Consider the following 16,653-nt stretch of genomic DNA (forward strand, 5'->3'; position numbering starts at 1 on the left):
GTTCTTTTATTTTTTATCTGTACAATGTAAAGTGTCCAACAAATTCTCTGTCATCTACTTCATCTTTAAGCTTAATAGTATACCAGTAATCTCCAGATGGTAGTTCCTTATTATCATAAGTTCCGTCCCAGCCTTTGTCATCTGCTCCCATTCTATATAATTCTCTACCATATCTATCATATATAATAGTTAGTATATTAGGGAACCCTTCTGTGTTTTTAGGCTTCCATGTGTTGTTTACATCATCACCGTTAGGTGTAAAGAAATTTGGGATTTCTATATCGATGAACTCAATAAATATATCTTGAGTAGCTTCACAACCATTTTCGTCTACAACAACTACGGTATAAGTATCAGTCTTACGTATTCTGAACGTATTGTCTTCCCCATTATTGTTTCCTTCCAGATAGAAAGTATATTTTGGGTTACCACCTGCAGCAATTGCCGTTATTTCGTTAATATTTCTATTCTCTAATACAAGAGTTAACGGTTCAAAATCTGCTACAGTAAAGTCAATAGTTTCAGAACATCCGTTTGCATGCAATATGTGTAAATAATGATTACCAGCAGACATATTTGTAAAGTCTGGTGTTAATTGCATTGCTCCAGGATCTGTAGTATCTAAACCGTATAATACGTCTGTTATTGTGTTGTCTTCTAAAACAACGTCTAAATAATTTGTTGGAGTATCTGTACTACACTCATAAATAGGTGTTGCTGTGGCTTTTAAATTTACACCTGGTGCTATATCTATTACAATATTAGTATCACATCCATTTGCATCTTTAACTAATATTACGTGTGTACCAGAAGTTAAACCTGTAAAATCTACTCTGTCTAGCACATAATCTGCAGGATCATTAGAATCTAAACTTGTGCTGTAAGGCGCAGTACCACCAGTTATTGTAACTGTAGCCATACCATCTTCATTACCAGTACAAGTTTCGCCAGTAGTTGTTGTACTTAATTGTATTGCACTAGGTTCACTAATTGTAAAATTAAAAGTGGTAAAACATCCGTTTTCATCTTGTGCAATTACATCATAAACGCCAGGTGCTAAATCTGTAAATACATTTTTAGTATCAAACTGGTCTAAATTTGGTGTTATAGAATATTTAATTTCTCCAGTACCACCACTAACCTCAACAGTTATAGTACCATTTTCTTCTCCAAAACAAAGCACATCTGTAAATTCTTCGTTTTCTACTACTAATGGGGCAGGTTCTATTATTGTAATAGCTCTAGACACATTTTCACAACCACCATCTGATGTTGCTCTAATATAATAAGTGCCAATTCCTAAATTTCTGAATACACCACTAGTTTGTGGTCCTTGTAACGGACTTGTACTAGTTGGATTGTCTAACAATTCATAATTATAATTACCTAAACCACCTATAGCAGTTGCATTTATACTAGCTGTAGATTCTCCGTTACAGTTTATTACCGCGGCGGTTTCATCTAATACTATTTGTAATGGTGGTACAGCATCAATAGTTACTTTATTACTAAGAATATTACCACAGTTAAAATTATCTCTTATGTAGTATTGGTACACACCTTCTATTACTGTAAATGTATGTGTATCACCTCCGCTCATTGGAGTAAAGCTTATACCATCTACACTAAACTCATACGGAGCAGTACCACCAGTAGCTGTTAATCTTATCTCTGCTGGATCTACGCACGTTAATTGAGATACTTGAACAAGAGAACCAGTGATATCTGTAGGCTCTGTTATAACGGCTTGTACGGTTTCTACATCACAGTTCCATCCATCTGCAACTGTTATTGTATAAACACCAGCTCCTAGGTTATTAAACATTGGGTTTGCTTGTGGTGTACTAGAGTATAATAATGTAATACCAGCATTATCATAAACATTTAACTGGTAGGTATAAACACCTTCACCATTTAATACATTTATTGCACTTACGCTACCATTGCTATCACCAAAACAAGTTAACATTTGTGTAAGTGGTGTAATATCTGCAGTAATTGGTATTGCAGGGTTTAATGTTATATTATTGGTATATATACAACCACTGTCATCTGTTATTGTTACTGTGTATGTACCAGCACTTAAGCCTACATAGCTAGCAGAATTTACATCTGTAAATGTGGTTTCTACAGCAGTAGTATTGTTTCTTAAAACAATGTCATAAGGTGCGTAACCACCTGTTGGGTTTACAGTTACTTCACCAGCATTATCATCACAAGTTACTGCAGCATTTTGTGTTATGGTTGCTGTTAGTGCCATATCTGGCGATGCTATTGTTATAACATTAGAATCTTCTGTACAGAAAGGAGCATTATCTTCTGTTACTGCTACATAATAATTACCTCCAGATAAACCTGGTATCGTAAATGTATTTGCTGTAGCGTTGCCATTAATGCCTGTTAAAGTACCATCAGCATTTAAAACTGAATAAGTAAATGGTGCTGTAGCGTCTGTTACCGTTACTTCTATTTCTCCGTTTGTATCTCCAAAACAAGTTACAGGAGATGACGCTCTAGCCGAAACTTTAATTAAGTCATAAGGTGCAATGTCATATACATCTGTATCTACATAACAACCTGTATTTGTATCGGTAATTCTAAATACATAACCACCAATTGCTGTTAATTCAAAAGTTGCAGTATTGTAAGTAGGTGTACCAGTTTGCGTAGCATTTGTATTACCAATAGGTAATAACTCATACGTGTATACATTTGTACCATCACCATTATCTGTTACTGTAATTGTAACCTCTTCTGGACCAGCACATGATATGTCTGCATTTTTAGTAACTACAGCTGTAAATTTATTAATTGGTTCTATTGTTACTGTTGTTGTTTGCGGACAACTATTATTATCTTTAACATAAACAGTAATTGTTTGTGTAACTCCAGTATCTGTAACAGTAAATGTATTTCCTGTTTGGAAGTTTACATTATCTATACTGTACAAATATGGACTAGTACCAGAAGGAGTTCCTGGTGTTGTAGCACCGTCTTCTATAGTAACTGTTATTGTTGCTGTATTTACTGTATTATTAGGAGCACAAGCAAAATCTGTTGCAACTGCACTTATCAATAATTCTGTAGGCTGAGTAACCTCAACAGTTTGTATTACTGCACATTCTTTAGCAGAGACTACCTCTACTTGGTAAAAAGCAGCAGCTAAACCTGTAAAAGTAGGACTAGTTTGTGGTCCGGCTAATAAAATTGTTCCAGTAGCATCATATAAATTATAGTTATAGATAGGATCTACATTTGTTGCTGGATCTAAATTAGCAGTAATACTACCATTTGATAAACCAAAACAACTAACATTTTCTATAGTTGAAGCTAATAAAATAGGATCTACCTTATCAACCAATTCTTGTGTAACTGTTTTTTCACATATTGGTGCACTTGTGTCTAAATCACGTACAACAAAGCTATACAAACCAACTTCTGTTAGGCCGGTAAATACACCAGTTGTGTTTGTAATAGTAGAACCACTTATTGGTAATGTAGCTACAAACTCTAAGTTTGTAGAACCACCTGTTACATTTACTGTTATTTGTCCGCCCGGATCTACTGTACAATCTATTGGTTTAGCCACAGTAGTAGAAACATTTATTTCTTCATACAATACTGTTGCAAGTGTTGTAAAGTCACAAGACCATTGATCGTTAATTAATACGGTGTAAGAACCAGCACCTAAACCAGAGAATATTGTAGTAGTCTGTGGAGAACCAACTGGAGTACCATCTTTAATAAGTTGGTATGTATAGTTACTTCCTTGTCCACCTACAGTATTAATTACTTCAATTTCACCTTCTAGGTTTGTACAATTTTCTTGGTTTACCCTTAAAGTTGCAGTTATAGGATCTGGTGTTACTAAATTAACATCTGCTAATTGAACAATACAACCATTTTTATCTGCAATCCAAACTTGGTAATCTGTACCAGCAGGAGCTGCAGCACCAGCTAAACCTGAAAATTTAGGATTAGAAACATAATCTGTTGGGTAAACAGGAGCAGGATTAGTTGCTACATCTACAAAGTAAACATAGTCTCCCCAACCACCAGCAGCATTAATAACTTCTATAACTCCGTCATTACCCATACAAGTTACAGGTGTAACTTCTGTAGCAGCAGTTATTGCAGCATTAGGACCAGTTATAGTAAATGCTTGTGTATACGTACATCTAGGATCTGGAGTTTGTTGTACTTCTATATAGTATGTACCAGCTATTAAACTATTAACAACAAAGTTTCCATCTAAGTCAGAGGCTAAAGCTTGTACAACATTATTTGTTACAGCATCATACACGGTAAATGTCACACCATTAGCATAAGTAACATTAGCATCATCATGTAAATTAAATTCAACACTACCATCATTACCACCAAAACAAATTACATTGCTTAATACAGTTGCATCTAATTCTAATACATCTGGACTAGTAATAGTTTCTGATGTTGTTATAATACAACCAGTATCTGCATGTCTTATTAAGAAATTATGCGTACCAACACCTAAACCAGTAAATATTTCTGGATTAGTATGAGAAACAGTAGTTTGCCACGTTGTTCCGTTATCAATACTATACTCAAATTTAGAAGTATCATTAGCAGTAGAAGTTACAGATATAGTTATTTCGCCATCTGTACCAGGATCACAAGTAATATCACCTGTAATGGTAGCAGTAGCCGTTAATAACTCATCATAAGGAGCAATGTCTGCCTCTATTGTACCAACACAGCCTTTATCATCATATACGTTAATAGTATAAGAACCTCCGGCAGTATTGGTTTCTATATAAACATTACTAGAGCCAGATTGTACAATGGTATCATCGCCAGTTGCAACCGTGTTATTATCATTTATAAATTCATAAATAACATAAGTATTGCTACCACCAGTAATGTTAGCAGCAGTATTATCTATAGTAATACTAGCATTGCTATTTGTGTTACCACTTGTTGGTGTACAACCAAATTCTACTACATCTGCATTTACAATTACAATAGGATTAGGTTCACTAATTACTATATTAGTAATATCTGTTGTACAACCATTAGTACCAGTTGCAGTTACTGTATACGTATTTGGAGGAAGGTTCTCAAACGTATTTGTTGCAGGATTTAATGACCCAACAACTGCAGGCGTAATTGTATATGTTAATGGGTTTATTCCATTATCTGTTTGGTATAAAGTTATAGTACCATCTTCTGCACTATTACAAGTAATATCTGTAAATGTGTGCGTAAATATTGGGGTTACTGCTGCAGGAACTTCTATTGTAAATCTTCTAAAACATTCAGGACCACTTGTATTATTATCATAAACAATTACAGTATAAGTATCTACAACTGTTACCGTTGCTACAAGAGGATTTGTTGCCAATGCTGTTCTAGCAACAACAGTTCCTAAACCGTTTGTGATTTCATAATCGTAATCTCCAGATCCATTTATAGCTTCAATTGTAATTTCTGCAGTACCTGGATTACAATCCATTAGTTTAGTAAGACTAACATTAGCCTCTAGTACTGGATAAATAGTTGCACTATCTGTAGCTACACAGCCGTTACTATCTTTTATAGAAATGTTGTATGTACCAACTGCAAGATTAGTAAACAAACCTCCATTATCTACATAAGTTAAACCACCATCTATAGAGTATAATATTTGTGCAGCTGTACTAGATGCATTTACTTGTAAAGTATTTGGTATAGCACAATTGTTTACATCTATACTATCTATTGTTGGGTTAGGAGTTAATGTCATTATAACATCTCCTAAATTTTTAGCACAACTATATTGATCTTGAATAGTTACGTTATAAGTACCAGCAGGTGAATTAGCAGGAATTTCTATAGGATTATCTGTAGTACCGGTAATAGTTGTAAAAGGTGCAGGACCAGTTACTGTAAAAGTATAAGTACCGCCACCGCCATTAATGTTTTGTATTTCAATAAGTCCAGGTGTAGCACATGAAATATCTTGTATTTTATTTAATGTAGCTGTAATATCATCTAACTCTTCTAACAATAGATTTTCTGATGCAGATATACAACTATCTACTCCACTATCTCTTTCGGTAACTTGTATAAAATATTCTCCAGCTCCTAAACCAGATACTGTAACTGTTTGTGGTGAAGAAAAAGGAATGTTACCTCCACTATTTGCTACAGAAACAGGAGTACCTGTAATCATATTAAAAACTTCCCATCTGTATTCTGTACCATATGGAAGTTGATTATCTGTAATTGTATATGTAATACTACCATTTGTCATACCAAAACAAGCTGGTACAGAAGTAGATGTTATTTCTAATGGTAACGTAATTATATCGTTTACATTAACATCACTTTGTCTAACACAACCATTAGCATCCCTTACATAAAAAACATACGTTCTACCTGGTATTAAACCTGTAAATGTGTGAGGATCTGATAGTCCCTTTGCAGGAGTAGTCCAAGGATTAATAGGTGTAGTTGCATCAAAATTAACAGGATCGTCTGTATACGTATATTGATAAGGTGCAGTACCTTGATTACCTTGTACACTTACTTGTAGCTCATTACAATTTACTACAATTGGTAAAATTGTAATATCTAAATTATCTAATGGATATGATATAATATATCTAGGTAAATCTAATCTACATAATGTATTACCAGAAGCATCTACCGTTCTAATAGAAGGGTCTACAGCATCACCAGAAGTTAATGTGTATGTAGGAGCATTAAACTCATCAGATGTTTGCCAAGTAGTACCACCATCATGACTAAATTCTAATGTTCCGTTTAGTGTTGTTGTGTAGTTTAAGAATCTAAAGCCTGTTGCAGGGTCACAATTACCAGACAAAATAGATTCTATATCTGTTACTAACTCATCAGGATTATTAATTAATACAGGAGTTGTTTCTATTGTACATCCGCTTGCATCCGTAACATTAATTGTATAGTTGCCAGGTGCTAAATTAAAAAATGTTTTAGTATTGTTTATTACATTGGTTGTGGTTTCATTAGATGCACCACCATTATCTAAATCTATAATTTGATATGTGTATGGCGCTATACCAGATGTAACTGTAATTGCTATAGTTCCTGTACCGTCGTGGCAAGTAGGATCTGTAGGTACTGCATTATAAGTTAATGGAGTTGCAGGGTTAACTGTAACGGTCTCCATATATTCACAATGTGGATCTGCTGCGTTATTATCCCATACATAAACATCATAGTCACCAGCATCAATAGCGGCTACACTATAATTATTTACATTACTAAAATCTGCTGCTGTTACAGGAGTTCCAGTAGGTACAAAAGCATAAGCTAAATTACCATCTCCACCAGTTGCATCAACAGTAATACTTCCATCTGCACAAGAACTAACGTGTACAACATCTATATCGGCATTAATTACAGGATTCAATACAACTGTTTCTTGTACGCCAACACAACCATAACCGTCTTTTACATCTATAGTGTATGTACCATTTGCTAGGTTAGTAAAAGTATAGCTTGTTGCAGTTGCCGGAGTTGGTGTAATCCAAGCACGACCGTTAATACTAAACTGGAAGTTTCCATTCCCAGGAATAGACGTAACGTCTACTTGTATTTCACCATCGTTTTCACCAGAATAACACGCTGTAGGAGTTACTGTAAAAGTTGGTACTTCTGGAGCAGTAACAGTTACTGCAGGTGTTATGGCATTTGTACACAAATTATTATCCTGTACTCTTACAATATAATTTTCATTAGCTGCATTTGCAGGTACATCTATAAATATTGCAGATGTTTGATATGCTCTAAAAACAGTATAACTTGTTGTTACTGTATTGTATATTTCTAATTGATAGTTATACGTTGGTGTACCACCATTTGCAACAGCAGTTATTGTAGCACCTGTATTGTTACATGTAAATTCATCGGTGATAGAGGCAGTTACCGTGATAGCTGTTGGTTCTGTTAATTCTTGTGTTAACGGTATACTACACGCATTATCATCAACATCTCTAACTTCAATAGTATAGTTTTGGGCAGTTAAACCAGTTACTGATTGCGAAGTTGTAAAAGGCCCAGCATAAGTTGTACCACCATCTAAAGAATATTCAAATCCGCCAGCGCCAAAATTTGCAGCATTAATAACAAATTCACCATCATTACCACCAAAACAAGATATGTTTTTTGGGTTTGTGATATTTGCTGTAAAAGCTTTTCCTGCTTCAACTACAACATCAAAAGTTACAGAAGAAGAACAAACTTCTGGTAATTGAAACGCTTGTATATCATCTATAGCAATATCATTACCATTAACAACAGCAGAATTTGTGCGTATAACAATATCTAGGTTTGTGTTGGCACCAGGGTTTAATGTTACTATATAATTGTGCCAATCATTAGCATTATTGTTTTTAGGAATATTACCTGTAGATACACTATTAATTACTGTACCACCAGCATCTACTAATTGGATTTCTATTGTTGGATCACCACCACTTTCACCGGTTCTTAATAAGTTGTATGCCCAAGTAGATATTGTAATATCTCTATTTGGTATAACCTCTATACCTCTTTTAGCATATACAATACCACCAACACCAGCTACACCACCAACGTTTATTGCTAAAAATCTTCCATTAGCATTACCTGTATGGTCGTTAGGACTTCTCCAAGTACTAAATGGTGAAGCTATTGCTTGTGTAACCGAGTATTCACCATCATTAATTCTTGTATGTACTCCTGGGTCACAAGGCCTTACTGTACCATCTTGTGGTTCATAACAGTATAGAGGATCTATTTGTGTTATTGATGTATTTGCACCAACGCCAAAATCTTCTGATAGTAAATTACTTGGTGTAGGAGTTGCATTAGAAGTATAATCTACTCTAATTGTATGTGTGCCAGCTGCTACATCTGTAAATACATTACTTGTATTATCTGGTGTGTTAAATGAACCATTTATAGAGTATACATAATCAAAATCTGTACTACTTGGTGTTACTGTAATTTCGCCAAGACCCTCACAATCATAAGCTATAGAAGGAGAAAATGTAGGGGCTTCAGGAGCTTCATCAACAGTTACTGTCATTTCATACGTACATAAATTAGCATCTCTAATAAATAATGTATGCGTACCTGGTAATAGGTTAGATATTGGGTTTGTACTATAGTTAACTCCACCATCAAAACTATATTCATAAGCAGGTGTACCACCTTGTGCATTTGTAATTCTAACCTCAGCACCAGTTGTTGGGTTACACTCATATAAAGCTGTTACTGCTGCAGAAGCAGATAAAGTAAAAGGTTCTGTTATGGTATGTGTATCTGTTATTTCACAGTTATTTGCATCCCTAACTACAATGTTGTAGCTATTTGCAGGTAGGTTATTAAAAGTATTTGTTGGTTGATACGTAGTACCACCATCTATACTGTATTGGTAAGGAGCTTCTCCTCCACCAGCAGTTATTGTTATGGTAGATTGTGCTTCACCACTACAAAGAATGTCTGTGCTTGTAGTAGATACTGTTAAAGCAGGATCTTGAGCAATGTTTAAATCGTACATAGCCTCACAAAAAGTTCCTGTACCGTTATTATCACGCACATACACATCATAATCACCAGCACCAGTTGTTACCGTTCTAGGATTAACATTTGTAAAATCTGTTGCAACCGGAGTAGCGCCATCAGGAACAATTGCATATACATAGTTTACACCGCTACCACCAGCAGGAGTAATTGTTACTATGGCATCTGTAGCACAAGCTGTAATATTATCTGCTGTTGCAGTAACCGTTAATTCTGGATTTACTGTAATAGAAGCTGTTCCTGTACAGTTATTTCCGTCTATAACATCTATAGTATACGTACCCGGATTTAAGCCAGAGAACACGTTATTTGCGTTATAAGCGCCTCCATTAATTCTATATTGATAAGAGCCATCTCCGCCTGCAATTACGTTTGCAGTAAGTTCTAGTCCTGCAGCTGCTGTAAAGCAATCGTTATTTGGAACAATTTCTAAAGTAGGAGCTACTGAAGGATCTAAGTCAAAATTTGAAGTAACAATACATCCATTAGCATCTTCTACGCTTACATTAAAAGTACCTGTTTGGTTTAGGTTATTAAACGTACCAGTACCATTTGTAAATGTAGTTGTACCGTCTGGGTATGTAATTGTAAAACTGTTACTACCCCAGCCTCCCGTAGCAGTTAAAACAACACTACCATCTGTTGTACATGTAGGTTGTGATTCGTTAACAGTTAAAGTTAAAGCTGCAGTTGGTTCATTTATGGTAACATCTGTGGTTGCAGTACAATTTGTTTCTGTATCTGTTACAATTATTGTGTATGTACCATTATCTAAATTACCTAAAGAAATTAATGTATTATTTACTGCTGTACCAGCTGGTACCGTTGTAGGTCCTGTTATTGTATAACTGTATGTAGAATTAAAACCTGTTACAGTAAATTCTGCTTCTCCATCTGTATTATTAAAACAAGAAACATTACTTACTAATCTGCCTGTTACAACTATAGGATTTACAGGTCTAATTGTAAAACTTTCTTCATACTCACAACCTTTATCATCAGTTACTCTAAAAGTATATGTATTTGGTGCTAAACCATTAAAAGTTGCTGTGTTTCCTGTAGTACTTGTAGCCGTTATTGCTGTTGGAGCAATAATGTCAAAAACATAAGGAGCAGTACCATTTGCAACTGTTACTGTAACATTTGATGTTTGTGTAGGACAATTTGGAGCCGTTGCTGTAAAATCTAAATCTGTTGGTGGATTTAATGCATCTATAACAATTTCATTTGTTACAAACGTACACATATTGGCATCTCTAATTGTAATAGTATAACTACCATTAGTTAGGTTTGCAAATGTATCTGCACCTACACCTGAGTTAAAGTTAACACCATCTATACTATACTCATAAGGAGCAGCACCACCAGCTACATTTTGAGCTTGTATTGTTGCCTCTTGTAAACATGTATAGTCATCTACTAAAACAGCATCACCTGTAACACCATTTGTAGGACCACCAATAGTAAAAGGTTCATCAAAATCACATGATGTACCACCTATGGTTTGTGTTATGGTAAGTATGTAATTTCCTTGCGGTAATGATGAAAAACTGCCAGAATTGTTAATACTTGTTGTTGTTCCGTCTGGATATAATAAACTGTAGGATAACGTATAACCATTACTGTTTGTTATATTAATATCATAACTACCATCTTCTGCACCAAAACAGCTTTCATCTGTAATGTTAGGATTGTATGTAATTGCAGGCGCTATGTCTATTGTAGCCTCATTAGTAATTATATAACAATTGTTACTACCAACAACAATAAATTCATAAGTACCAGCCTCTGCAGCACTAAAATTAAAATCGCTTGTAGTTTGGTATGCACTAGCAGGAATATCACTTAAAGAAAAAGGAGAAGGATATAAATCTACACCATCTTTACTCCATATTGCATAGCTATATGATGGATTAGCAATACCACCAGTAGCTGTTACAGATATAGTACCGTCTGTACAATCTATAGACTTTGTAGTTAGTGCAGAACCTGCTAGGTCTGATACATCATTAATAGTTACTTCTCTAGTTAATGTACAACCATTATCTGTACTAACGGTTACATCATAAACACCATCATTTAAACCTTCAAAAGTATGGTCATTGTCATTAGTTGGTCCAAACGTATCTACCTCTACACCACCTTGTGATATTGAAAAATAGTACTGTGGTTCTACGTCTTCAGCAGATATTCTTATTTCTCCTAAACCATTACAATCTGTATCTTTTGTTGTAATATTAACTACATAGTCTCTTCTTAATACCCCTATGTCTTCTAATCTAAAAACACAACCATCTACAACACCTTGCTGACGCATTTCTACTGTGTAGGCTCCGTTATTTGTTATTGGAAAAACAGGACCGTTATTTGCGCTGTAAGGAACAAGAATATTTCCTGTAGCTGCATCTAATAACTGAAAATTATAATTAGCTGGTACGTTAGTTACACTAATACTACCATCTGTAGTACAAATAATATCTTCAACTGTTGCTCTAGGGTCTAAATCGTTTTTAAATACATTAAAGTAGAATCTTGTAAAACAACCATTTAAATAGTTAATTACTACTCTATATTGTCCTTCGTCTTCTGCATTAAATGTTTGGCCTGTTGCTACTTGGTTCCATGTGCAGGTTCCGTTTTTATTAGCACAATCTTCTACTGAAGCCGTGCAACTACCTTCATCTAATTTTTCCCACTGTATGCTTGTAGCATCAGGAATATTAATGCTTATTGGTTCTATATCATTTAAACCACATAAAAATATTTTTGGTAATGGGTCACCATCAATAGGACAAATAGTTACTTCACCATCAACGGTGTTAGAAGTATCGTTTATTAAATCTATTATAGGGTTAGTTTGTGTGGTTCCAAAACGTGTTACAGTTATAACTTCTTGAAAACCTTTACAAGGATCTGCTATTATTTTATCTACAATATAAACTCCTATATCATCTACAACAAGTGTACTTAAATCGCCATCTGGATTACCGTCGTTTAAGACAGTATCTCCACTGTCTATAACACCGTTTCCGTTTTCGTCTTTGTACCAAACATAATCATCAAAACCATCACCAGAATCTAGAACTGCATCTGCGCCACAAATTTCTACATTTCTATTATAGTCACAGCTTTCTAAATCGTCTAATAAAAAGTTTGTTGCACCAGGTGTTGTAAATCCACAAGTATCAAAATCTGTAACACTTGGATCATCTGTAATTTCGTTAGAATTTATTACACCTCTATAGGTAGAATAGGCTAGGTTTTGAATAAGATCTGAACAAGCATCTATAAAATCAAAACAATTTTCTGCTACACGTACACGCATGCGTATGCTCTCTAAAGGTCCGCCTTGTACTACTAGGTTATTTGGTATTGTAAACAATACTGTTCTTGTAGTAGGATCATAAGTATAGGATACACCCGCAGGCATCGTAATATTAGTTTCATCTAATGTTACATTTACAGGGAGTACATCTCTAATTGTGTAATTATCTGCATCATCATTACCCACATTTTGGAATGATAGAACGTAGTCTAAAACCTGACCTAGATTTACACCTTGCCCCGTAATATCTGTGCCACCAATGTCCTCTACCCTTTTGGCTAAGTGCATTTGTGGTTCTATAATTTCTACATCAAAAGATGTAAAGAAAATATCGTATTTATCTTGTGTAGAACTAGCTCTTAATATAGCACTAGTTTCATCATTTGGGATGGTAGACCAACCTGTATTAGGTATTGTAAAAAGGTCTGCATCCCATCCTAATGTATTTATACTGTTGGGGTTACGAGTAGTTACGATATTATTTTCAAAAGTGACATTACTGTCAAAAAAGTTGTTATTTCTATTTATGCTTCCCGTTGCTGTACCTAAAGGAGTAAAAGTTGGTCTTCCGCTTGCTTTTATAGATAAACCATCTCCTCCTAAACTGTTATCTCCTTCTAAAGTACTAACCCCTAGCCTTGCATTTACTGGGAAAGGAGCTGGTAATGTTGTAAAACCAGATACTGGAATATCTACAGATTCTCCAGATTTTATACCTGCATAGCCATCAAAAGTAGTAATGTATTTACCTGGATAAGTTGGGTTTTCATAAACAACAACCATTGTCCATCCACCAGAATATCCACCAGAGCCACTTGGTGCATCTCCAAGGCTAGCTCTTATATTTGCTACTGTATATTCTCCATTTGGGTCTGCTAGGCCTGCTACTATTGATGTAATATCTTTATAACTTGCATATGGACTATAGTATCCAAAATCAGAATCACCAAAACCATCAAAAAGAATGTCGTCTGCAGAGATATCTATATAGCTACCTCCTGGAGTTTTAAACTTAATGTTCCCAATATTACTTCTATCAGAGTCGCCATAAACAGCAGACCAATATAAACCAGCATACCTAACTCTAGAACAACTAGCGTCAGGTACTGTTAACTCTGCACTACTAGAGCTAAATGTAGATGGGTCACCATCTATATCTATGTATTGCATTGTCCAATTATCATTTGCTGTAGAGCTACTTCCTGTTTGGTTGTATGGGTCATTAGCAACCTTTGGATCTGATACATAAACCCATCTCCATCTTCCTCTTACTATTCTTCTTTCCCAATAACCTTCATCACCCTCACGGTTAACTATGTTATTTGCTATTATAGTTAAGTCTCCACGAATGCTATTGTCATATCTGGGTTCAAAATTGTTCTTAACTTGACTAAATCCTGAATGAGATAAAGCTAAGAAAAGAATAATAAATAATGATTTTAAAAACTTATTCATTAGGTTGAATGTTTTTAGTGTTTGTTGGTGAGTAATTAGTTTGAGTTGAGTTGTTTGTTGTTATACTGTCATTGAATTTTACAGTATACTTATTGGTATTTTTTGTGTTAGCTAATGCAATACACGTAAGCAATAGTGCACAAAAAAGTATTATTTTAGAAAAAATCTTATCCATTACGCTATGTTGTTTTGAGTAACTCTCATAATCCACATACGGTCTTGGTAAGAGCTGTTAATTTTAGAATAGTATGATAGTAAAGCATTGTTCCAAGTACCATGCTTTTTTAAGTAAACATATCTGTAATTGTTTTCAGGATTTATAAAATAGCTAGCGTGTAAACCTTGTTTGTTAAGTAACTTAACAAAGTTGTTAGCATTTTTGGCACTTGCAAATACATTAGCAATAATGTAATATCCTGCATCTACTCCATTAAATTTTACAATTTTTGGAGTTGGGTAAGTATTAGCAACGTTATCTTTTTGTACTGGATTTCTAAACTTAGGGTTGTCATTACTGTATTTATCCCTGGTTTGGGTTTTATCTTTTGTAGTTGCTGCATAACCTGTATTGTTGTATCTACTGTCTAGGTTAGAGCTATTATCTACATTCATAATCCACATATCATAATCGTATGCGCCATTAAGTTTTGAGTTATGTGCTGCTTCTGCTTCTTTCCAAGTATCATATCTTTCTAGATACACATACTTTAAATTTGTTTTTGGATCTTTTATATAATCTGCTGATAAGCCATTATCTTCAAGATCTTTTATAAACTTGTTTAAGTATCCTTGGCCCTTATATACGTTTGCTATTACATAGTAACCATCTTGTACACCACTTAAATGTTTAAATTTTCTTCTTTTTATTGTAGAAGCATTTGTTTTAACTGTAGTTGTTTTTTGGTTATTTGCTATTGCTGTGTTTGTATTGGTAGCATCTGTAGCCACAGTTGCATTTTCAATAGTGTTATTAGTAGCATTTTGGTAGCCAGAAGTTGAGGTTTTTGGAGCAACAACTGTTGTTGCATCTTTTTCTATACCACTTGGTTTATTAGTAGTGTTTTCTGCAACTGCATTTTCATCATTATTAATGAAATACATTTTTTTAGCTCTCTCTTCTAAATCTGGTCTTTTACCTTGAGTTTCACTACGTACCATACGTAACACTCTTTCAAACCTTTTTTCTAGATCTCTTTGTCTGTTTACTTCTAAAGAATCTTGTCTGTACATTAACTCTGCCAAAACTTGATCATTTTCAGCTAAACGTTTTTTAAGTTCTTCAAATTTTTCAGATTCTAATTCTTCGTCTAAGTTGGTATCTTCTTCATTAAAAGCAAGTTCATTATCGTTATCATCTTCTAACATTACTCTGTCTTCTGTTAAATTTGGAGTAAATGAGTATGCAACTGATATTTCATGTGTTACACCAAAATTATCTAAATCACCAGAAATACCTTTTTCCATAGTATAGCCTAATGATAATCGTTTGTTTAGATTAAAACCTAAACCTGCAGCGGCACCATAATGGTCATCATAACCAACTTGGGCCCATCCAAGTTTAGGTAAATCTAATATAAGGCTTCCACCAAGTACAACATCTTCTTGTCCGCCTTTACGTACTCTAGCCAAAGGCATTAATCTACCTTGTTCTAAAATACCAGATGTTTTATCAAACTGATGTGTATATTGTAGGTGACCAGAGAAAGTTTTATCTGCAAATTCTGTAATAGATTCGCTTGTTTTTAAGTTATAATCAAATAAGTTTTCGGCATATAAACCAATATCAAACTTACCATAAGACAAGTTAACACCAGGCTGAAACTGTAGTAAATTGTCTCTTTGACCGTTTAAAAATGGATCATCTGGATCTGCGGCGTTTACTCTACTTTTATCTAAACCACTAGCGTAGTAAGACATATTTGCTCCAAAAGTAAAGTTACTTTTGTCGTTAAGTTTTACGCCATAAGCATAGTTAGCAAGTACACCGTAATTTGTTAGTGTACCGGCTGTTTGTTGGTATATACTTAAACCTAAACCTGTACGGTCATTAATACGTCCACTATAGCTTAAAAAGTAGTTTTGATTGTTATCTGTAAATTCTACCGATTGGTTTCTATGCAATAAGTTTATGTACGACTTATCTTCCCTAACCGTAGAAAACGTAGGGTTTATTAAGAACCTATTGTATTTTAATAGGTTCTGCGATGGAACATCGTATGATAGGTATGGATTAACCTCTTGGGCACTAACATTGGCTAGCACCATCACTAATAATAGAAAGTATATGTACTTAAACTTAAACATTT

At 34.5% G+C, this 16,653-nt stretch carries 2 protein-coding genes; both read right to left on the bottom strand.

The genetic code is table 11. From position 1 onward, the window contains the following. Nucleotides 1-13: 13 nt before the first annotated feature. Nucleotides 14-14,347 (bottom strand): T9SS type B sorting domain-containing protein, encoded by a 14,334-nt coding sequence (locus tag BFJ87_RS11350; protein WP_077404394.1) that lies wholly within the window; start codon nucleotides 14,345-14,347, stop codon nucleotides 14-16. A 174-nt stretch (nucleotides 14,348-14,521) separates the two neighbouring features. Next, complete coding sequence (locus tag BFJ87_RS11360; RefSeq protein ID WP_077404400.1) at nucleotides 14,522-16,651, bottom strand: PorP/SprF family type IX secretion system membrane protein; 2,130 nt, start codon at nucleotides 16,649-16,651, stop codon at nucleotides 14,522-14,524. Nucleotides 16,652-16,653 lie beyond the last annotated feature (2 nt).

The organism is Cellulophaga omnivescoria (genome assembly GCF_001999725.1).
Classification (GTDB): Bacteria; Bacteroidota; Bacteroidia; order Flavobacteriales; family Flavobacteriaceae; genus Cellulophaga; species Cellulophaga omnivescoria.

What these genes read in the sequence shown, in the direction of transcription:
- BFJ87_RS11350 (WP_077404394.1), bottom strand. Translation starts at nt 14,347, where the DNA reads ATGAATAAGTTTTTAAAATCATTATTTATTATTCTTTTCTTAGCTTTA.
- BFJ87_RS11360 (WP_077404400.1), bottom strand. Translation starts at nt 16,651, where the DNA reads ATGTTTAAGTTTAAGTACATATACTTTCTATTATTAGTGATGGTGCTA.